Annotated in this window: 17 protein-coding genes; 8 read left to right on the forward strand and 9 right to left on the reverse strand. The window is 39.0% G+C overall.

The window, feature by feature from the left end:
• Positions 1 to 88: 88 nt before the first annotated feature.
• The 5 genes from folK to sfsA all read right to left on the reverse strand — a co-directional run bounded on the left by folK (position 89) and on the right by sfsA (position 4,548).
• A complete protein-coding gene (gene folK, locus EHE21_RS04085) occupies positions 89 to 583 on the reverse strand; it encodes a 2-amino-4-hydroxy-6-hydroxymethyldihydropteridine diphosphokinase (RefSeq protein WP_194951918.1) in 495 nt (164 codons plus the stop codon).
• Positions 576 to 2,129, reverse strand: coding sequence for a polynucleotide adenylyltransferase PcnB (pcnB, locus tag EHE21_RS04090; protein WP_412178888.1), 1,554 nt, complete (start codon positions 2,127 to 2,129; stop codon positions 576 to 578). Before pcnB ends, folK begins: the two co-directional genes overlap by 8 nt.
• Positions 2,130 to 2,220: 91 nt before the next feature.
• Positions 2,221 to 3,132: a tRNA glutamyl-Q(34) synthetase GluQRS gene (gluQRS, locus tag EHE21_RS04095; protein WP_194951920.1), complete on the reverse strand. Its 912-nt coding sequence runs from the start codon at positions 3,130 to 3,132 to the stop codon at positions 2,221 to 2,223.
• A gap of 53 nt (positions 3,133 to 3,185) precedes the next feature.
• The gene (dksA, locus tag EHE21_RS04100) at positions 3,186 to 3,641 is read right to left on the reverse strand and encodes an RNA polymerase-binding protein DksA (RefSeq protein ID WP_023580786.1); all 456 of its coding nucleotides are present in this window, start codon (positions 3,639 to 3,641) and stop codon (positions 3,186 to 3,188) included.
• Positions 3,642 to 3,837: 196 nt separating this feature from the next.
• Entirely contained in the window at positions 3,838 to 4,548 is a 711-nt protein-coding gene (gene sfsA / locus EHE21_RS04105) for a DNA/RNA nuclease SfsA (RefSeq protein WP_088493604.1), read from the reverse strand.
• An 85-nt stretch (positions 4,549 to 4,633) separates the two neighbouring features.
• On the opposite strand from sfsA, the gene hrpB reads away from it, so the two are divergent.
• Positions 4,634 to 7,066: an ATP-dependent helicase HrpB gene (gene hrpB / locus EHE21_RS04110; RefSeq protein WP_194952579.1), complete on the forward strand. Its 2,433-nt coding sequence runs from the start codon at positions 4,634 to 4,636 to the stop codon at positions 7,064 to 7,066.
• Positions 7,067 to 7,194: 128 nt separating this feature from the next.
• Positions 7,195 to 9,501 (forward strand): bifunctional glycosyl transferase/transpeptidase, encoded by a 2,307-nt coding sequence (mrcB, locus tag EHE21_RS04115; RefSeq protein ID WP_194951921.1) that lies wholly within the window; start codon positions 7,195 to 7,197, stop codon positions 9,499 to 9,501.
• A gap of 55 nt (positions 9,502 to 9,556) precedes the next feature.
• On the opposite strand, the gene EHE21_RS04120 is transcribed toward mrcB, so the two are convergent.
• The 4 genes from EHE21_RS04120 to hemL all read right to left on the reverse strand — a co-directional run bounded on the left by EHE21_RS04120 (position 9,557) and on the right by hemL (position 12,760).
• Positions 9,557 to 10,579 carry a type II toxin-antitoxin system HipA family toxin gene (locus EHE21_RS04120; protein WP_194951922.1) on the reverse strand — a complete coding sequence of 341 codons (1,023 nt, stop codon included), beginning with the start codon at positions 10,577 to 10,579 and terminating at the stop codon, positions 9,557 to 9,559.
• Positions 10,554 to 10,886 (reverse strand): HipA N-terminal domain-containing protein, encoded by a 333-nt coding sequence (locus EHE21_RS04125; protein WP_194951923.1) that lies wholly within the window; start codon positions 10,884 to 10,886, stop codon positions 10,554 to 10,556. The genes EHE21_RS04120 and EHE21_RS04125 overlap by 26 nt, the downstream gene beginning before the upstream one ends.
• Positions 10,871 to 11,218, reverse strand: coding sequence for an XRE family transcriptional regulator (locus EHE21_RS04130; RefSeq protein ID WP_194951924.1), 348 nt, complete (start codon positions 11,216 to 11,218; stop codon positions 10,871 to 10,873). The genes EHE21_RS04125 and EHE21_RS04130 overlap by 16 nt, the downstream gene beginning before the upstream one ends.
• Before the next feature lie 255 nt (positions 11,219 to 11,473).
• The gene (gene hemL, locus EHE21_RS04135; protein ID WP_194951925.1) at positions 11,474 to 12,760 is read right to left on the reverse strand and encodes a glutamate-1-semialdehyde 2,1-aminomutase; all 1,287 of its coding nucleotides are present in this window, start codon (positions 12,758 to 12,760) and stop codon (positions 11,474 to 11,476) included.
• A gap of 275 nt (positions 12,761 to 13,035) precedes the next feature.
• On the opposite strand from hemL, the gene erpA reads away from it, so the two are divergent.
• The 6 genes from erpA to EHE21_RS04165 all read left to right on the forward strand — a co-directional run bounded on the left by erpA (position 13,036) and on the right by EHE21_RS04165 (position 20,373).
• Positions 13,036 to 13,380, forward strand: coding sequence for an iron-sulfur cluster insertion protein ErpA (gene erpA, locus EHE21_RS04140; RefSeq protein ID WP_161671049.1), 345 nt, complete (start codon positions 13,036 to 13,038; stop codon positions 13,378 to 13,380).
• Positions 13,381 to 14,142: 762 nt separating this feature from the next.
• The gene (locus EHE21_RS04145; protein ID WP_036933014.1) at positions 14,143 to 14,661 is read left to right on the forward strand and encodes an Hcp family type VI secretion system effector; all 519 of its coding nucleotides are present in this window, start codon (positions 14,143 to 14,145) and stop codon (positions 14,659 to 14,661) included.
• A gap of 99 nt (positions 14,662 to 14,760) precedes the next feature.
• The gene (locus EHE21_RS04150) at positions 14,761 to 16,887 is read left to right on the forward strand and encodes a type VI secretion system Vgr family protein (protein ID WP_194951926.1); all 2,127 of its coding nucleotides are present in this window, start codon (positions 14,761 to 14,763) and stop codon (positions 16,885 to 16,887) included.
• Positions 16,887 to 17,684, forward strand: a complete 798-nt coding sequence (locus EHE21_RS04155; protein ID WP_194951927.1) for a DUF4123 domain-containing protein — start codon at positions 16,887 to 16,889, stop codon at positions 17,682 to 17,684. The genes EHE21_RS04150 and EHE21_RS04155 overlap by 1 nt, the downstream gene beginning before the upstream one ends.
• Positions 17,685 to 19,604, forward strand: coding sequence for a lipase family protein (locus EHE21_RS04160; RefSeq protein ID WP_194951928.1), 1,920 nt, complete (start codon positions 17,685 to 17,687; stop codon positions 19,602 to 19,604).
• On the forward strand, positions 19,585 to 20,373 hold the full coding sequence (locus tag EHE21_RS04165; RefSeq protein ID WP_194951929.1) for a hypothetical protein: 789 nt from the start codon (positions 19,585 to 19,587) through the stop codon (positions 20,371 to 20,373). The genes EHE21_RS04160 and EHE21_RS04165 overlap by 20 nt, the downstream gene beginning before the upstream one ends.
• Positions 20,374 to 20,390: the final 17 nt, after the last annotated feature.

Here is a 20,390-nt window from a genome sequence, read left to right on the forward strand (position 1 = left end):
AGGGAAAGCCAAAGAGAAGAGATAGGCTGATACTGTTTATGTTTTTTGCAGTATCAACCTTTAGCATTAAGAGCGTATTAGTGTGAAGTTACCACTTTTCCATGCCATTTTCAGGCACTAACGCCAGTCTATCTGCTAATAACTCACCATCAGGAAAGCGAAGGTCAGGTGCTAATTCAGCTAATGGATAAAGCATAAATTCACGTACTTTAAGTCCGTAATGAGGTACGGTTAATCGCTCGGTTTGGATCACGTCATCACCAAATAACATAATATCAAGATCAAGCGTTCTTGGTCCCCAACGATTACCTTCTTTTCTAACACGACCTTGCGCTAATTCAATAGCTTGAGTGTTATCAAGTAACGCTTCTGGCGCTAATGTTGTATCAACCGCAACAGCGACATTAAGGTAATCAGGCTGATCTTGTGGCCCCATTGGACGGGTACGATACCAAGATGATTGTGCAATCAATGTTGTTTGTGGGATCTCACTGATTGCCTTAATCGCTGAATTCACCTGATCGTCAGGTGAATTCAAATTACTTCCCAGAATGATATAAACACGTTTCTTCTGTTTATTCATTGGTGCTCTCTTGTCTAGATGCCGGTTTTGCACTTGGATGACGAGGGCGTTTACGTGGACGCGGACGTCTGCGAACGGGTGCTTGACCTAATTCAGATACCATTGAGCGCTGTTGCGTATTGTTAGACGCTTGGAAATCAGCCCACCAACTTGCTAACGCTTCAAGCTCTGGATTGTGTTGTACATTGGCACGTAATTCCAGTAAATCGAACGCTGCACGGAATTTAGGGTGCTCAAGTAATTTATTCGCACGACGACCTTGGCGTTTAGGTAAACGTTGCTGTAATTGCCAGATATCACGCATTGTTGTGGTAATACGTTTTGGTATCGCAATAGTACGGCATTGCTCATCTAAAATATCGTTCATCGCCATAGAGAAAGAGTCATAGTAAGAAAGACCACTTTCTTGGACTAACTTTTCAGCATGTTCAATTAATGGATACCACAACATTGCCGCAAATAAGAACGCCGGATTGACTCGCATCTCTTTATTAATGCGATAGTCTGTATTTTTGAGAACTTGATCTAACATTCTCTCCATCGGCGTATCATGTTGCTCCGTCATTTTAGAAGCAATCAGCGGAAACAGTGGCTCAAGTAATTGATGGCGGCACATTAACTTGTAAGTTTTGTAGCCTTGCCCTGTTTGTAATAATTTTAGTGACTCTTCAAAAAGGCGAGCCGATGGAATATTACGTAATAAAGGGGCGAGTCTGCCAATTGGCTCTGCGGTTTCAGGCGCAATTTGCATATCCAATTTGCTGGCAAAGCGAATGGCTCTAAGCATTCTGACGGGATCTTCGCGATAGCGCGTTTCAGGATCGCCAATTAAGCGAATAATACCCGCTTTTAGATCCGCTAAACCGCCAACGTAATCACGTACAGCAAAATCATCAACACCGTAATAAAGGCTGTTTAATGTAAAGTCACGACGAATGGCATCTTCTTCAATTGAGCCAAAAATATTGTCGCGCAGTAACATGCCGCTTTGTGCTTGCTGAGATTGGTTATTGTCTGAAACCTCATGATCTTCATGAGAGCCGCGGAAAGTCGCAACCTCGATCACTTCAGGGCCAAACATAATATGAGCAAGACGGAAACGACGACCGACTAAACGGCTGTTGCGGAATAATCGACGTACATCTTCAGGTGTTGCATTAGTGGCAATATCAAAATCTTTTGGTTTTTTTCCCAGTAATAAGTCACGGACACCACCACCCACTAAATAAGCCTGAAAGCCTGAGTTGTTGAGGCGATAAAGCACTTTTAATGCATTATCACTGATGTCTTTACGTGAAATTGGGTGTTGATCTCTTGGGATCACAGTCATTGGCAAATCACTCCCGTTCGCCTTTTCTTTATTACTCTTTTTTTTACGGGGACGGTCTGCGGATATAGCAGGACGCCGACGCACAGGTTTCTGTGTTTCTTGTATTGGTCGGTCAGATGCAGTGACTGGCCTTTCACTTGCTACCGGTTGTGTGTCTGATGACGTTGTTTGTCGCCCTAGCAGATTACGGCAGAAATGTGCTACTCGATTAAAAATATGACACCTCGAATAATAAATTCTAATAATTAAAAAAATTAAGCGGCTAATCATAGCCTACTGAACATTTTTTGAGAATGCTTTGTGTGGTTTATTCATACCCTTGTTGCTGATGATTTTGTTTTAAAATCTCAGAAGGTGACCACTGCGCAGTCGCAATCTCTAACAATGATGCTAACGAATAATCTTGCCAACCCACAATAATAGGCTGATTAAGAAACTGTAACGCATCGATAATGACGGGTCTTGGATCAGTATCTGGCAACGCGTGCGCGTGATTTTGTTTCGATAATTTATTACCGTCATGATTTATTGCTAAAGGTAAATGAGCATAACGCGGAATAGGTAAATTCAGTTGTTTATGTAAACTGATTTGTCGCAACGTAGGATCAAGTAGATCGGCACCTCTAACAACTTCGGTCACACCCTGATAACTATCATCAATCACCGTCACTAGATTATACGCAAATAAGTTATCTTTTCTGTGAATAATCATATCTTCTAACACGATAGACGTACTCTTTGAATAATATGTACCTTGAATAACATCTTCAAAATGATAAACAGGATGCTGTTGGATCAACCTCCATGCACTCTCTTTATCAAAAGGTGTCACATTATTGGTGAGCGGCTCACGATGACGACAGTGGTTATCATACACGCCCCCTAAGTCATGTAAACGATGACGGTTACAATGACAGTGGTAGCAAACACCTTCTTTCCAAAGTGTGTGTAAAATTTCACGGTAAGCATCATGGCGTTGCGATTGATAGAGGATCTCTTTATCCCAGAACAAACCATAATGTTCTAATGTACGAATAATTAGGGATGCAGTGCCGGGAGGTTCTCTAAGAGGGTCGATATCATCGATGCGCAGAAGCCAACGCCCGTGGTGTGCGCGAGCTTGAAGATAACTGCCAAGTGCAGTAACCAATGAGCCAAAATGAAGTTGACCCGTTGGCGATGGCGCAAAGCGCCCAATATAGTCTGTAATCTCGTGCATCGAAAGATTCAGATTAACGCCTCAACGTATTAGGTCGAGGCGTTTGCTCATTATTAGCCAGCCATCTGCTTTTCACGGATTTCAGCTAATGTTTTACAGTCGATACATAAATCGGCTGTAGGACGAGCTTCTAAACGGCGAATACCGATTTCCACTCCACAAGATTCACAGAAACCAAAGTCATCATCTTCGACTTTTTTCAGTGTTTTCTCGATTTTCTTAATGAGTTTACGTTCACGATCACGGTTACGCAGCTCAAGACTGAATTCTTCTTCTTGTGCAGCACGGTCAACGGGATCGGGGAAGTTTGCCGCCTCATCTTGCATATGAGTAACGGTGCGGTTGACTTCATCCCTGAGCTGATTGCGCCAAGATTCAAGTATTAGCTTAAAATGCGCTAATTGGGCTTCGTTCATGTACTCTTCGCCCGCTTTTTCCTGATATGGCTCAACGCCAGCAATAGCGAGAATGCTCATGGACGATGTTTTACGCTTTTGCCCTTCTTGCATAATGCTTCTCCTACATACGCATTTCTGAATAATCCCCACCTTCAAAACAGGAAGGGGAAAAAATAGGGCGCTATAAATAGCAGATGCCCGCGAGGATAGCAATTATTCCTTCAATAAGTTTTCTCATGGTGTGAAGGCACGCAAGTAAATGTCCCTTTTTAGTTAAAAAATGCTTAACTAATACCACGGTTTCAAATTAACTATTTGAAATAAAAGGTAATTGCTGTCCAATTGTTAAATTGTATTCACTAATATTGATGCGATAACACAAGATTTCAACCCCTGCATCACTGGCTTCTTTTAGCAGTGAAGCATAGGCTGGGTCAATCTCTTTAGCAACAGTCACTTCCGTAATCCCAGTATGGGGAACTGCGTAGAATAAGACAGCCCTTAAACCCAATTTTGCGATAGCCGTCAACTCTCGAAGATGTTTCTGACCGCGTTCTGTCTTTGCATCAGGGAAATAGCCCATACCGTTGTCTAGCAAGGTGACTGACTTCACTTCAATATAACAGTCAACTTTATGATTTGATTTAAGTAAAATGTCAATACGGCTGTTCTCACTACCGTATTTCACTTCTCGTTTTATCTCGTCATACTCAGATAATTCTGGAATGTCACCCGCCTCAATAGCATCAGCAATAATTCCATTCGCTCTTAAGGTATTTACACAAATCCAATCATCGGTTTGAGTTTGAGTCAGTTCCCAACTATGCGGATATTTTCTTTTTGCATTTGAAGAGGTGGAGTACCAAACGGTATCACCGGGTGTCGCACATCCCGTCATTGCACCTGTGTTGGCGCAATGGAGCGTGAATTCTTCCCCATTTGGGGTAACAACGTCTGCTAAAAAACGCTTATATCGTTTTAGTAAAGTGGCAGATTGTAGTGGTTGCTCAAATTTCATGACGACTCCGATGAAAATACGACCTTTAATAAAGCGCTAATGCTACAATGCCTAGCCAAGAAAGTTAATGAGCCATGGAGCCTGTGTGCATTTATTGCCAATCTTTGATGTAACAGAAAAAATCGTTACTGCATTAAAACAATCCCCACAAGTTTTGCTTCATGCACCCACTGGTGCAGGTAAATCCACGGCGCTTCCGCTCTATTTGCTGGAGCAAAATTGCTTTGATGGCAAAATTATTTTATTAGAGCCAAGACGAATTGCCGCTAAAAGTATTGCTTACCGTTTAGCCAGTCAATTAAATGAAGATGTTGGAAATACGGTAGGCTATCGAATGAAGGCGGAAAGCAAAGTCAGCTCACAAACTCGACTTGAAGTGGTAACAGAAGGAGTACTAAACCGGATGTTACAGCAAGATCCGGAGTTGGCTGGCGTAAGCCTAGTGATTTTAGATGAATTTCATGAACGTAGTTTGCAGGCAGATTTAGCACTGGCTCTATTGCTTGATGTGCAGATAGGGTTACGTGATGATTTGCGTGTTTTGATTATGTCTGCAACCTTAGATAACCAAAAACTCACTTCACTATTACCAGATGCCCCCATGATCAGTGCTCAAGGGCGCAGTTACCCTGTCGAAAGAGTGTATTCTCCTATCAGTACGCATCAACCTTTTGAACAAGAAATTGCCACAATGGCGTTGCGATTATTAGCACAAGAAACCGGTTCTATGTTGATATTCTTGCCGGGTAGTGCAGAGATAGTGCGTGTTGCAGAAATACTAAAAGATAAAGTAGATAACAATGTTTTGCTATTTCCGCTTTATGGTGCGCTTTCATTAGCAGAACAACAAAAAGCGATTGAGCCGACAGAAAAAGGCTATCGAAAAGTCGTCCTTGCCACCAATATTGCAGAAACCAGCCTGACTATTGAAGGTATTCGCTTGGTTCTTGATAGTGCTATTGAAAAACGAGCTCAATTTGATTTGAAAAGCGGTGTCACTAGTTTATTGCGCCAAAGAATTAGCCAATCATCACAGACACAAAGAACTGGACGAGCAGGACGTCTTGAGGCTGGTATTTGCTGGCATTTAATAAGCCAAGAGCAGGCTGAGCGTGTTGCTTCTCACCAAATACCTGAAATTTTAAGTAGTGATTTATCGTCGTTATGGCTTTCTGTTTTGCAGTGGGGTTGTCGCGACATTAATCAGTTGAATTGGTTGGATAAGCCAACTCCTCAAGCATTACATGCCGCTCAAGATTTATTGTATCGTTTAGGTGCAATAGATAAACAAGGTGGATTAACCGCACGAGGCTCGCGCATGGCTCAATGGGGCATAGAGCCTCGACTCGCTGCGATATTAGATTATGCAAGTGAGCAAAGTGATAATCATCTCGCGACGGCAGCACGCTTATGTGCAATCTTAGAAGAGCCACCCCGAGGACAAGAAATTAATCTGGAGTGGATTGCTCAACAAAAAAACACCTTCTGGACGCGACGTGAAAAACAGCTTTCTCAACACCGGAAAGGGACGTTTTGCCCTGAATTGTTAGGTTTATTATTAGCGGTTGGATTTCCTGATAGGATTGCTAAAAATCGAGATAATCAAGGTCGTTTTCGTTTAGCGAATGGGCAAGGTGCCATGATGGAACATTCGCACTCAATAAGTGATACACCGTGGATCTTAGCACCATTATTACTACAAAATGTGCATTATGCTGATGTCCGCATTTTATTAGCACTACCGATTGATATCGATGAAATATCAGCTACTTTTCCAGAGCTTATTGAAAATAATACGACTGTTGAATGGGATGAAAAACGCGGTACGTTGGTCGCATGGCAACAACGCCAATTAGGGCGATTAACCTTAAGCCAGCGCCAATTAGACAAACCCAATAAACAGCAAATGCAGCAAGCATTATTGAATTGGCTGAGAGATAACGGTTTAAATGCTTTAGCACTGAATGAAGAAACTCAACAGCTTTTTATACGCCTTTCTTTGGCGAAAAAATGGTGCCCAGAAGCCTTATTACCTGATTTAGAAGAAACGGTGTTACTTGAAACGTTAGAAACATGGTTATTGCCTGAACTGGGAGAAGTTCAGACATTAAAAGCATTACAACAAATTGATATTAATACGATTATAAAAAACCAATTAACATGGCATGAAAATCAGTTGCTTCAAAGCTTATTTCCGACGCATTATTTTGCGCCAACAGGCACAAAAGTGATTATCAACTATGATTTGGAGTTACCTCCTGTGATCGCTATCCGCATTCAAGAGGTTTATGGCGAACAGCAAAGCCCTATTGTGGCGAATGGTCAATTACCCGTTGTGATGGAGTTATTATCACCAGCTCATCGACCTATTCAGAAAACACAAGATTTGGCGACATTTTGGGCAGGAAGTTATAAAGAGGTGCAAAAAGAGATGAAAGGGCGTTATCCCAAACATTTATGGCCTGACTCACCCGCAGATACCGCACCTACACGACGAGTAAAAAAATATAGCCAATAAATGAATATTAGTTTTACCCTAGTTTTATTCGTATTTGAGAGCTTTCTTGTGGGATCACACAGAAAAATAGCGACAATGTTAGGCTTCTTTATCCCGTGATAAAGGGGTTTTAATGAGAGATACAGTTCATGAGTAGAAAGAAAAGACCAGCGAAACAAACCAAAAGAGGTCGTTCTTGGTTTTGGTTATTTGTCAAAATCGCCATTGTGGTTGCGGTTTTAATGGGCATTTATGGTGTTTATTTACATTCTCAAATTAAAGAGCGCCTTGATGGCAATGTTTGGGAATTACCTGCCGCGGTTTACGGACGTACCGTTAACTTAGAACCGGGCATGAATTATAGCCAAAAAGAGATGGTGAGCTTACTTGAGGGTATGCAATACCGCAATGTTAACAAAATCACTCGTCCCGGCGAATTTGTGGTAAGAGGCAACACGATTGAAATGTTGCGCCGACCTTTCGATTTTCCTGATGGTCGTGAAGAACAAATTTTAGCTAAATTAGCCTTTGAGCAAAATTCCTTGGTTAGTATTACTAACATGGATAATCAACGGCAATTTGGCTTTTTCCGTCTTGATCCTAAATTAATTACCATGATGCAATCTGCAAATGGTGAACAACGCTTATTCTTAGCAAGAGATAAATTTCCACAATTATTAGTGGATACGTTAATTGCAACGGAAGATCGTCGTTTCTATGAGCACGACGGTATCAGCCTTTATTCTATTGGCCGTGCTGTATTAGCGAACTTTACCGCGGGTAAAGCGGTTCAAGGCGGAAGTACCTTAACGCAACAGCTAGTGAAAAACCTATTTTTAACTAATGAAAGAACGTTAAAAAGAAAGCTTAATGAAGCCTATATGGCGATTATTATGGATGCGAGTTATAGCAAAGATCGCATTTTAGAGCTGTATCTTAATGAGGTTTTTTTAGGGCAAAGTGGTGATGAGCAAATTCGAGGCTTCCCTTTAGCTAGCCTTTATTATTTTGGTCGTCCGGTTGATGAATTAAGCCTTGATCAGCAAGCACTTTTAGTGGGTATGGTTAAAGGTGCATCTGCTTATAATCCTTGGCGTAACCCTAAAGCAGCGTTAGAACGTCGTAATGTGGTATTAAAACTACTGCAAACCCAAGAGATAATCGACCAAGAGCTTTATAATGTGCTTAGTGCGCGTCCTTTAGGTGTGAAGCCACGTAGCGAAGCGTTAACGCCTCAACCTGCGTTTATGCAACTGGTGCGCCAAGAGTTACAAACAACTTTGGGCGATAAAGTTAAAGATTTATCAGGTACAAAAATTTTCACCACATTAGATCCTGTCTCACAAGATGCAGCTGAAAAAGCGGTTGAAGTGGGTGTCGCGGATATCCGTAAAGTTCGTAAAATTGACGATCTTGAAGGGGCGATGGTTGTTGTGGATCGCTTAAGTGGTGAAGTAAGAGCTTTAGTGGGGGGATCTCAACCACAATATGCAGGTTTTAACCGTGCATTATCAGCCCGTCGTTCAATCGGCTCTTTGGCAAAACCCGCGACCTATTTAACCGCATTAAGTGAACCAGAGCGTTTTCGTTTAAATACATGGCTTGCTGATGAACCGATTTCAGTGCCTATTCCGGGGGGGAAACCTTGGCAACCTCGTAACTACGATCGTGGTTATAAAGGTAAATTAATGCTGGTGGATGCGTTAGCAACCTCACGTAATATACCTACAGTAAATCTTGGTTTAGAAGTGGGATTAGACCAAGTGATCAAAACATGGATCAACTTAGGTGCACCAGCGGAAAATCTAGAAAAAGTGCCAGCGATGTTATTAGGTGCATTAAACTTAACGCCAATGGAAGTGGCTCAAACCTTCCAAACAATTGGTAGTTTAGGTAATCGTGCAAAATTATCATCATTGCGTTCTGTGATTGCCCAAGATGGTACAGTGCTTTACCAAAGTTATCCTCAAGCTGAAACAACTGTTTCACCTCAAGCTGCTTATATGACGCTATTTGGTATGCAACAAGTGGTGAATTCGGGAACAGCATGGCGCGTATTAAAACCAAAATTTGGTAATTACAACCTTGCAGGTAAAACCGGTACCACTAACGATCTCCGTGATAGTTGGTTTGCGGGAATAGATGGCAAAGAAGTGACGATTTCGTGGATGGGACGCGATAATAATGGCCCAACGAACTTAACGGGTTCAACCGGGGCATTGTTACTGTACCGTAATTATTTAGAAAATCAGGCACCGTTGAAATTAAATCCACCAGCACCAGAAGATATCGCAGAGATGTCTGTCGATGCTCAAGGTAACTTTGCTTGTTATGGCGGTGGTGTTCGTACTTTACCTGTATGGACAGCAAATCCAGATGGATTATGCACACCTGTTCAGCAAGACACTAATGAAAATGACGCACCTAAGTGGTTACAAGATCTGTTTTCTGAGTAAGTAATCACATAGATTAGCTAAAATAAAAACGGCACATAAGTGCCGTTTTTATTGACTATAATGTGGTTATTTTTAGTAAATTTATTCTTCTAGCAACATAATCTAAGACTAACTTTTTTTGTTCTTCAGGCATATGGCTTTCATTATATGTATCAATAATGAGTTGATAACTTTTTATGACGTCATGTATTAATTTCTGGGCTAGTTTAAGGTTAATACCAATATTTTCTGCGAGTAGGATGAAATCAAGGCCCAAATATTCGCCATACTCTGAGTCTAGGCCTGGTGCTATACCTGCATCATGTTCTTCTAATGCTAGTAATGGGAGAGCAAGGTATTCTGTAAATGCAGATGGATAAGGAACAACGCTGACAAAATCATAGATAGGAGCTACTGATGGAGGCGCGTCATTAGGTAAAATGATACCCATATTTCTTAAGTGATAATCATTGTTTCCTAAAACATAGGCATAAACTATACGTAGAAAAATATCTCGTTTGCTTTTAAGACTATTATCTATATTAGTAATTAAATATTTTGCCGCGGATTCATAACTAATAGCTTTTTTACCTTCAGAAAGTCCATATTTATCATGTATTCCCATCGCTCCATCCAATTGTTCTTGATGTAATCGATTTGCGTCAGATCCCAGTCGATCGTAACGTCTGACAACAAAAACAAGTTCTTTTGGGTTATCATTTTCTTGTTTAAAACGAAAAAGACCAAAAGGAGGAATATTAAACTTTAGCCGTTGCATCACCATCATAGTTGCATGTTCATTTTCAGCAAGGTAAGGGTATGCTTCAGGTGAAGGCTTGAGAATATAAGTACCATTATTATTAACAACTTGTAGAGTGTTATTTTTTATGCATAGAGAGAGCTTTGGCTGATAACCTGAAATGCTCATCCCTTTTTGGCGTTCAGGTAGTTCTTGGATAAATTGACTTCGAGTAAAAGGTAGTTCAAGGGAGACATCAATGTTATCAAAAAGATATTTGATCCCTTCTAAGGAATATCCTGTATTTATTTCTGATTTTTTTAATTCAGATAAATTAATTAAACAACGTTTTGAATTCATTGGTTATCTCTTTTAGTATTATAGCACCAAGCAAGTCGTTGCCATTGTTTATTAATAGTCCAAATAAATCTTTATCATCTATTTTCTGTATTTCAGAATATCGTTTGAGTAACCAACCCTCTGGTGCTAATCCTTTGAAAAAAGGGTGTAACTCTTTGCTCCAGTAAGGCTCTTTTCTAACTTTCATACTTAGAGAAATTGCACAACCAATATAATTTTCATAATAACAAAAAACAAAACCCTCTTTTTCTTCACTTAAAACACCGACCGCTATGTCATAAAGCCAGACTTCTACTTTTCTAGGCATAATTTAAATCCTAATTCTTTAAGTAGGGTATGAAGATTGACAGACTTTGCCATTAATGGATTGGCTATCATTCTTTTAAATGTTGCGATAGAAACTCCGATTTGCATTGCCATCTCTTCATAAGTAACACATTGCAGTTTTAATTCAGCAGTAATTATTTTTTTTAATTCGAGTGTGTTTAAATCAGAAAGTTTTATTTTTTTGTTATCTAATTTCAATTGGTTAGATTTAATATTATTTAGTTTCAAATGATATTCTAAATCTGAAAATACAATAGCTTGCTCTTCATCAGGTAGCTTACGAATAAGGTTCAGGATTTCATAAAGGTTCATATTTGATACTTTTTATTCAGCGAGTGAAATTTAGTTTGTATTTTGAGCTATTTTACTTAATTAGTATCAAACTTGATACTTCTGTTTTTATTTTTAAAAGAAAAATGTATTATTTGAGTATTTTTAATACAAAAGTATCAAATTTGATACTTATGATATTAGGAGGTGGCAGGGTGGTGAAACATACAAAAATGCCATTCAAAAAATTGAATGGCATTCACAATAGAAAGTTTATATCAAAAAATTAATGGGATCTTAGCTCTTCATCTGAGAAAAAGCATATTCCGCTGCATCAATAGTGCGTTGAATATCTTCTTTAGTATGAGCAATAGACATAAAGCCGGCTTCAAATGCAGAAGGTGCAAGGTAGACGCGTTTTTCTAGCATTAAATGGAAGAATTGTTTAAAGCGTTCAACATCGCAGTTCATCACATCTTGATAGCAAGTGACTTCTTTTGCATCCGTAAAGAATAAACCAAACATCCCGCCTACATGATTGATAACCATTGGGATGCCCGCTTGTTGTGCTTTTTCAAGTAAACCATCAGCTAACATTGTTGTTAGTTCATTTAATGTTTGATGAACACCGGGTTGTGATACTTCGTGTAAACACGCGAGGCCTGCCGCCATCGCAATTGGGTTGCCAGATAAAGTACCAGCTTGATAAACAGGACCAATTGGTGCGAGTTTAGACATCACTTCCATATGTCCACCAAATGCACCTACTGGCATACCGCCACCAATGATTTTACCTAAGCATGTTAAGTCAGGATCAACATCGTAATAAGCTTGTGCGCCACCTAATGCCACGCGAAAGCCAGTCATAACTTCATCAATAATCAGCAATGCACCAAACTCATCACATAATGCACGCAAGCCCGGTAAAAAGTCAGCTTTTGGTGGTACGCAGTTCATATTGCCCGCAACAGGCTCAACAATGATACAAGCGACTTCTTCAGGGTAGTTTTCAAATGCTTGGCGTACGGAATTTAAATCGTTGTAAGTACAGGTTAAAGTGTGTTTTACAAAATCAGCGGGTACACCCGGTGAATTTGGTTGTCCCATCGTTAATGCGCCAGAGCCTGCTTTTACTAATAGGCAATCTGCATGACCGTGGTAGCAACCTTCGAATTTAATGATTTTGTCGCGACCAGTGTAACCACGAGCAAGGCGAATAGCGCTCATTGTCGCTTCTGTACCTGAGTTCACCATGCGAACCATGTCCATTGAAGGCACAAGTTCAGTAACTAGGTTTGCCATTTCGACTTCAGCCGCAGTTGGTGCGCCAAAACTGAGGCCTTTTTGTACCGCGTCAGTAACAGCATGGCGAATGGAAGGGTGGTTGTGGCCTAAAACCATTGGTCCCCATGAGCCGACATAGTCAAGGTAAGCTCGTCCATCAACATCATAAATATACGCACCATTAGCACGTTCAATAAAAAGAGGGGTTCCACCTACACCGTTAAATGCTCTAACAGGTGAGTTGACACCGCCGGGGATCACTTGTTGTGCGAGATTATAAAGCGTTTCAGACTTGCTCATGTCAGACTCCTAATGATGGGTGAGCGTAAGATTAAGGCGTATTCTAAAGCACCACGCAGATGAAGCCAAATACACGACAACAACATTTTGATTTATCACTGTTATTGTGGGTGCGTGATTTATCGTAAAAAGCGATAGGTAGCAAAAAGTGTATTTTGTCCACAACAAACTTGAAGGTTATGAGCAGGTATTAGATAATCATCACATTATATCAGCAAGAAATATAAATTTTTGCTGGCTGTTTTTTTGCTGGAATACCCAGTCTGGAGTGAACAATGAGTGATGATATGGCTCTGCCGTTACAATTTACTGACGCGGCTGCAAATAAAGTAAAAGATTTGATTGCGGATGAAGAAAATCCAAATCTGCGTTTACGTGTTTATATCACGGGCGGCGGTTGTAGCGGATTCCAGTATGGTTTTACCTTTGATGATGCAATGAATGAAGGCGATATGACCATAGAAAAACAAGGCGTTGCCTTAGTGGTTGATCCGATGAGTTTGCAGTATTTAGTGGGCGGCTGTGTGGATTATACTGAGGGATTGGAGGGGGCGCGTTTTATTGTGACGAATCCTAATGCTAAGAGTACGTGTGGTTGCGGTTCCTCTTTCAGTATCTGATCCTTCTTTGGCGTCGTGGCTGTGCAGTAGTGCCACGGCGTTAGAGCAGTGCTCGTAATGCTCACATACTAATGTATGCTCCGCTTACTGTGCGCTGTCTGCCTTGTTGCACTGCTTGCTCGCTCACGACTTTTGTTTGTGAGAGTTTATTGGTTACTCTTTTCTTTTTTCTTCTCTTCTCTTCTCTTCTCTTCTCTTCTTTTTTCTTCTCTTCTCTTCTTTTCGTTATTTATTCTTTCTGAGCTTATTTCATAAAATCACTCTGTGGGTGATATTTCTGTCTCTATTTAAATAGATCTTCTGCGATACGCTAAATTTTAGGTGCGGATTTTTTGTCCTTTGAGAATAAAAATCGTAGTTTGCTTATTATTTTGAAAATAGGGTTATTTTTTCCTTATAAATCAACATTGTTACAATTTGAAATAAAATACACATTTTGTTACATATTAAAAATCCATGTACATTAGAACTGACTGGCTTTAGCGAGATTTCGGACATTTACGAAAGAGAATGATATAAGTAAATGCACTTATTTTAAGAAACGAAAGCAGTAAATAACGTCTGAACAATTATTTTACGCTAAGTCACTTATCCTACGAGGATACAACGTCCTTCTTTTCCGTCACTCCCTTTACTTCCCCTTAAAATTACTTAAGCTACTCTAATCAAATCGCGGTGCGCACTGGCTGATTTTTTGAAAAGGACATCAACAATAATAGTTTTGTTGAGAAACAATAACTGATAGTTAATTAAGGACTTGCCATGCCAACTCCATGCTATATCTCCATTGAAGGAAAAACCCAAGGCAATATTACTGCGGGTGCATTTACGGCTGAATCAGTAGGAAATATTTATGTTCAAGGCCACGAAGATGAAATGCTGGTGCAAGCATTCTCTCATGTAGTGACTGTGCCCACTGATCCACAATCAGGTCAGCCTTCAGGTCAACGTGCGCATAAACCTTTCCGTTTTACGGTGGCGTTAAACAAAGCGGTTCCTCTGCTGTATAACGCATTAGCCTCGGGCGAAATGTTGCCAAAAATCACATTAAAATGGTATCGCACCTCGGTTGAAGGGAAGCAAGAGCATTTCTTCACCACCACATTAACTGATGCCACCATCGTGAATATCGATTGCCAAATGCCACACTGCCAAGATCCGACTAAGTCTGACTTCACTCAACTGATCGAAGTGTCTCTTTCTTATCGCAAAATTGATTGGGAACACACCGTTGCAGGAACATCAGGCTCTGATGACTGGCGTGCGCCACTCGAAGGTTAATTCTTCACACTTTATTTATGGGCTCTGTCATGGGCCCATTGTTCTCTGCATTTTTTGTCTTTTTTATTGCGTGTTTGTCACATTTAAATGGGAGATTTTATGTCAACGAATGACGCTAACAACACCCCTAAACCCCGTTTGGTATTAGATGATCCCGCATCATCTCGCCCTTTTGAAATAGGGATGACATTCTCTGAACAACAAGCTCGCATTAAAAAATACAGCGAATTACTCGAAACGCTAGGAAAGGGATTACTTCATACAGGGTTAGTGTTTACTTGCCAAATTGGCGATTTACCTAAAAGCACTTTTCAAGTCACTCAGTTTGATTTAACCGAAGGATTATCAGAGCTTTTCACGCTTTCGATACACGCGGTGAGTGAGCAACGTGATATTGATTTTGCCAACCAATTAGGTGTGGCTTCATCATTAACTGTCAGTCGTGACGGTAAAACAATCCGCACGGTTCAAGGCTTACTGGCGAGTGCTGAACAAGGCAACACCGACGGCGTTAAAACGTGGTATCAATTTGTTATTCGCCCTGAAATGTGGGTGATGACGCTTAATCAAGATAGCCGTATTTTCCAACATAAAACGGTACCTCAAATTCTTCAGCAATTACTAGATGAAGCGCATATCAAATATGACAACCAGTTCTATCAACCCGAACTGCACCAAACTCGTCGTTATATCACGCAAAAGCGTGAATCCGCTTATGCATTCTGGTGTCGTTTAGCGTTTGAAGAAGGGATCAATTTTTGGTTTGAAGAAGGGCCAAAACTGTTTTATAGCGACAATCATTTAGGTATGACCGCGGGGATCACGCTAACCTATAACCCACAAGCAGAAACCGATATTACGGATACCACTGCCACCACATGGCGCTATACCGAACGTTTATGCAGTGATGTGCGTATTGACAAAGATTATAACCCAATACGTCCTTCTTACCCGTTATCACAAAACACAACGGGTGACGTCCATCAACAACACCCTGTTTTTGAAAGCTATGGCCGTTTTCAAGAAGAGGCAGAAGCGCAGCCGCTAAATCAATTACGCTATGAGCAATCTCAAAATTATCGTCAAACAGGCTCAGCAAACACTAACTGTTTTGCGTTAATACCGGGCAAAGTGTTTACCTTAACCAATCACCCAAGCGCGAAAATGAATTCGCGTTGGCAAGTGATCAGCGTTTCACATCATGGCGTACAACCCTCTGCGGATAACGGTGGCGGTGAGGGAACTCAACTTTCAAATAATGTCACTTTTATTCCCGGCACGCAGGAATGGCGACCGCCTTTTCATTATAAACCGCTGGCGGATGGTGATGAGTTGGCGACAGTCGTTGGTCCAGAAGGTGAGGAGATTTACACCAATGAACAGGGCGCGGTAAAAGTTTATTTTCATTGGGATAGACGCGGAAAACCTGATCATAGTGGTTCGTGTTGGTTGCGAGTGGCACAGGGTTGGAATGGTGATAGCTTCGGATTTATGGCGATCCCTCGCATTGGGCAAGAGGTGATTGTGTCTTATTTAAATGGCGATATTGATAGACCAATTATCACCGGTTGCACCTATAACGGCCGTAATGCCCCACCACTGGATTTACCCAAAGAAAAAACCCGAACCACATTTCGTACCAAGACACATAAAGGCACAGGGTTTAATGAACTGCGATTTGAGGATGCCGGCGGACGCGAAGAGGTGTATTTACATGCGCAGAGAGATTTAAATATTCATGTGCAACATGATAGTCATTGGCATACTCAACATGATTTCAAGCATCGCATTGATAATCAACGTTTTACTGAAATTTTAGGTGATGATCACCTTATTATGAAAGGAACACAGAAATCATTAATTGAAGGTGATGTTTCATTACAAATTAAAGGTGCTAAACATAGCAAAATTGATGATGAATTAATTGTTGAAAGTGGTATGGAAACGAGCTTTAAAAGTGGTGGAAAAATTATTCTTGAAGCAGGAACAGAAATCACACTAAAAGTAGGAAGTAGCTTTATCCGTCTTACTCCAAGTGCAATTTTTACTTCTGGTAATTTAGATATCGGCTCTAGTGGTCCGGGGAATGGGCAATCTCCAATTATTCAACTTCCAGATGGTGTTATACCTTTCGAGCAACCCCCTTATGCAATTAAGAAGTATTGTGCTTTAACTGCAAACGAAACAGGTAGCTTATTAATAAAGCCACCTAAGGAAGAAGAATAATGACATCCTTAACATGGACGCAATGGGTGAATGATTTTTCAAAAGGAGATGTATATTTTTTTATTAATACACCACCTACATCCGATTCTATTAAACGGTTTTATAGTCATAATTGGGTAGAAGAAGCTATTCCTTTATATCGGGGGACAGGGCTTGATCATTTAACGGAAATAAGTCCTTGGTTAGTTAAAATTAAATCAATATCCCTTTATCATTTAGCAAAAGAGCTAGATGAATGCCCATTGGAAGATAGGCATTGGGGATGGGCATATCACAGTCACTTAAATTGGAAAGAACAAATTAAGCATTGGAAATATTATCAAATGGTTACAGTGGATAATGAGTCGGTACATTTTAGGATTTTTGATCCTCGCATTGCTGAAATATTGTTGCCTAACCTAAAAAAAGAAGATTGGCTATCATTAATGTATCCCATTAATGATATCTTTATTCCAGTTAATAAAGAGAGCTTATTTTTTGAATGTCCTAACGATATATTAAAAAGCAAAAAACACAATTTCCCATTAAAATACATACTTCCTTTCTATTTACTAGAGGCTTGGCGTAATTCACTATATGCAACTAATTTAGTTGTTGAGAACCTTATTCTTGATTTTTGGGAGGAAAATGGTGATCTCGCTTATTCACTTTTTTCGAGAGAGAATAATATAAGGGACATTATCTACAAATGGGTTTCTAATGAGAAGTTAAAAAATACAGATATCGCTTATTTGACTGATAAAAATTTATTAAATCATTTATTAAATATAAAATTAATTAACAAGGAAGAACTATAAATGACGGATAAAACGGATTGTATTGCCTGTGGGGAAAAATGGATTGAAATTCATCTTGTGGATGAGCTTAATAACCCCATATTGAATATTGAATATGAATTATATCAGGCTTTTGGTCCGATGAAAAAACCAAGAAAAGGAATAGTAAAAGCAAATGGGATCATTAGGGAAGAGGGATTGGCTGGTTTCCCTATTGTCTTAAAATTAGATACTCAAGCTTTAATAAAGGAGATGAGTACACGAAAGTTAAGATTACTTAGAGGAGAAGATAATTCCATTATTAAAGCGGAAGCAAAGGCAAAAAAATATACTTACCACTATACAACAATTGGTGCTTTATGCAGAGATCAAATTGATATTGATAATAAAGGGTATCAGGATGAATATCCTTTTTATCATTTTCCTAAAGATGAAGCGTTCCAAGGGATCCCGATTTCTAAGTTTAATACCACAACAGTAATTGAAATTTGCCCATTTAGGGCTTGGTCTTTGATTCTTCATCATACTGAACAATATTCTATGATTAATGCTTATAATTTAGGGATTTTAAGCCAACTTTCCTATAAAGATAATAATATTGGTAATGCCAACTCAATAAGTTGTTTTTTTGAACGACAATGCTTGGATTTAAGTCGTTATCCTGTCGTCAGGGAGAAAGAAATTAATGCTCAATACCCCGCTATTGTTATCGATGTGCCTTTTGAAGAACGTTATGACAAAGTGGTTTTTTTAGATACTGAAGATGAAAGACAGCATGGTTCTGATGCTGATGGTAGTACTCAACTGTTTTATGTCCAAAATAAAGAACAATTTATTGTTGCTTGGAGAGGATCTCAGGAGGGAACTGATTGGGTTGATGATTTTACCTATCGAGCGAAAGATATTAAAACCCACGCTCCAGAATTTAATCTAAATGGCAAAATGCATAAAGGTTTTTTAGGGGCTTATCAATTAGGGAAAAAATTTTTTACCAATGAATTTAAAAATATTAATGATGAATCAGGAAAATTAAATAAAAAATTATTTATCTGTGGTCATAGTTTAGGTGGAGCATTAGCTTTAGCACATGCTACTGAATTACATAAAAATATACCGTTGCTTTATACTTATGGTGCTCCTAGATTATTTACGATTTCTGCGCTTGAGCAGTTACCTAAGTTTACTCATTATCGCCATATAAATAATAATGATATTGTGCCTAGGGTACCACCAGAGGCAAGTCTAGATAATTGGTTATTTAATATCTATGGGTATTTGGGCAATATCATAGGTGGTATTACATCAATTATTGATTTATTGGGACAGAAAGCTATCACTCAATATGGAGAATATTATTTACATCATGGTAATCCTATTCTTTTTTATGAAGCATATAACTTAATTGAAAATTATGAAGAAAAGGTACCTACCGCTACAAATACATGGCGGTTCAGTTATTCTAAAAATAATAGTACCAAGCTTTATATTGTTCCTGAGATAGATAAATTGGCGCTGAATGACTCAATGAATCTACAACAAGAAATTATGAGTAACTTAAATGAAAATGATAAAAATAATCTTTTCCCTGAACAAAAAAATCCAGAAAGTAATGGTGGAACCAGTGTAACAGATCATTATATGGGAAGAGGTTATTTACCTTTCTTGCATGATCAACTTTTAGAATTAGTAGATAGTGCTAAAACACCACAACGTTTACAATCACGAGAATTATTTAAAATTGCTTTAGATAAAAAGGTTGATATTATCAATCCAAATCCTTATAAAAAGCGAACTTTAGAAATAGATAGGCAACGTAATTTATATTTTTTAGATTTACAACAAAGTATGAATAATTCTCTTATTCCAATGCAATCAAATCCTAAAGAAATGGATATGCTAATGCAATTTAAGGAACAAACACATGAAATATTTAATCAATAAATATCCTATTTTTATCTTCGGCGTTGCAGTACTATTTTTAACTGGATGTAATATATTAACGCCCCAAATAGACAGGACATTCTCCCCTCCTGAAAATGGTAGAACAGTAAAAATTACCGTCGACGTACCCGATGTCGCTGAGCTTTCACCAATGAAGGTTATGTATCGTTCAAACCTTTGCCGAAAAACATATAATAATAATGAAGTACCTACATATACTGTTTCTGGTTTTAATAGTGAAATGGTTTTGTTAGAAAAAGAAGGTAATAGTTCATTATATAGTGCAGTAATCCCTTATAGAGGAGGTGGGAAATGTGATTGGCAATTAAGTAACATTACTTTAAATCTAAATTTAAAAAACAATGAATATTTTTCTAATAGTATCATTGATGTAGTAGGTGCTGGAGTTATTATTATATTTGATAATAATCAGCCTCAAAGAATAGGCGAAAAACCTATTAATAAAGAAGGTGATTTTTATATTTCTTCTCATTATTTTCCTTGGGTCAATAAACAATATGAAAATGATAAAGGAAATATTTTGTGGCTATATGGAGAAAAACTATATTTTTATTATAAATCACGTGGTGCTAAAGAAATTACTTGGAGACCAATTATACATACTGATGTGACCGTTTATTCTGAATATCCTGCAGAGCGTAAAACAAAAGGTATCCAACGAACATTTTATTACTCTGATAGTACAAAAGAAGTTAATAATGAGTCAAAACCAAATTATAAAAAGTTATTATCTCTAATTCAATCATGATTCTATAAATTAAAATG

This window comes from Proteus sp. GOKU, from assembly GCF_015475555.1.
In the GTDB taxonomy this organism is placed as follows: Bacteria; Pseudomonadota; Gammaproteobacteria; order Enterobacterales; family Enterobacteriaceae; genus Proteus; species Proteus mirabilis_B.

Bases quoted from the DNA above. Each gene is read 5' to 3' on its own strand.
- sfsA (WP_088493604.1), bottom strand. From the start codon at position 4,548: ATGAAATTTGAGCAACCACTACAATCTGCCACTTTACTAAAACGATAT.
- mrcB (WP_194951921.1), top strand. From the start codon at position 7,195: ATGAGTAGAAAGAAAAGACCAGCGAAACAAACCAAAAGAGGTCGTTCT.
- EHE21_RS04145 (WP_036933014.1), top strand. From the start codon at position 14,143: ATGCCAACTCCATGCTATATCTCCATTGAAGGAAAAACCCAAGGCAAT.
- dksA (WP_023580786.1), bottom strand. From the start codon at position 3,641: ATGCAAGAAGGGCAAAAGCGTAAAACATCGTCCATGAGCATTCTCGCT.
- EHE21_RS04120 (WP_194951922.1), bottom strand. From the start codon at position 10,579: ATGAATTCAAAACGTTGTTTAATTAATTTATCTGAATTAAAAAAATCA.
- EHE21_RS04150 (WP_194951926.1), top strand. From the start codon at position 14,761: ATGTCAACGAATGACGCTAACAACACCCCTAAACCCCGTTTGGTATTA.
- folK (WP_194951918.1), bottom strand. From the start codon at position 583: ATGAATAAACAGAAGAAACGTGTTTATATCATTCTGGGAAGTAATTTG.
- EHE21_RS04125 (WP_194951923.1), bottom strand. From the start codon at position 10,886: ATGCCTAGAAAAGTAGAAGTCTGGCTTTATGACATAGCGGTCGGTGTT.
- EHE21_RS04130 (WP_194951924.1), bottom strand. From the start codon at position 11,218: ATGAACCTTTATGAAATCCTGAACCTTATTCGTAAGCTACCTGATGAA.
- erpA (WP_161671049.1), top strand. From the start codon at position 13,036: ATGAGTGATGATATGGCTCTGCCGTTACAATTTACTGACGCGGCTGCA.
- EHE21_RS04165 (WP_194951929.1), top strand. From the start codon at position 19,585: ATGAAATATTTAATCAATAAATATCCTATTTTTATCTTCGGCGTTGCA.
- EHE21_RS04155 (WP_194951927.1), top strand. From the start codon at position 16,887: ATGACATCCTTAACATGGACGCAATGGGTGAATGATTTTTCAAAAGGA.
- hemL (WP_194951925.1), bottom strand. From the start codon at position 12,760: ATGAGCAAGTCTGAAACGCTTTATAATCTCGCACAACAAGTGATCCCC.
- gluQRS (WP_194951920.1), bottom strand. From the start codon at position 3,132: ATGCACGAGATTACAGACTATATTGGGCGCTTTGCGCCATCGCCAACG.
- EHE21_RS04160 (WP_194951928.1), top strand. From the start codon at position 17,685: ATGACGGATAAAACGGATTGTATTGCCTGTGGGGAAAAATGGATTGAA.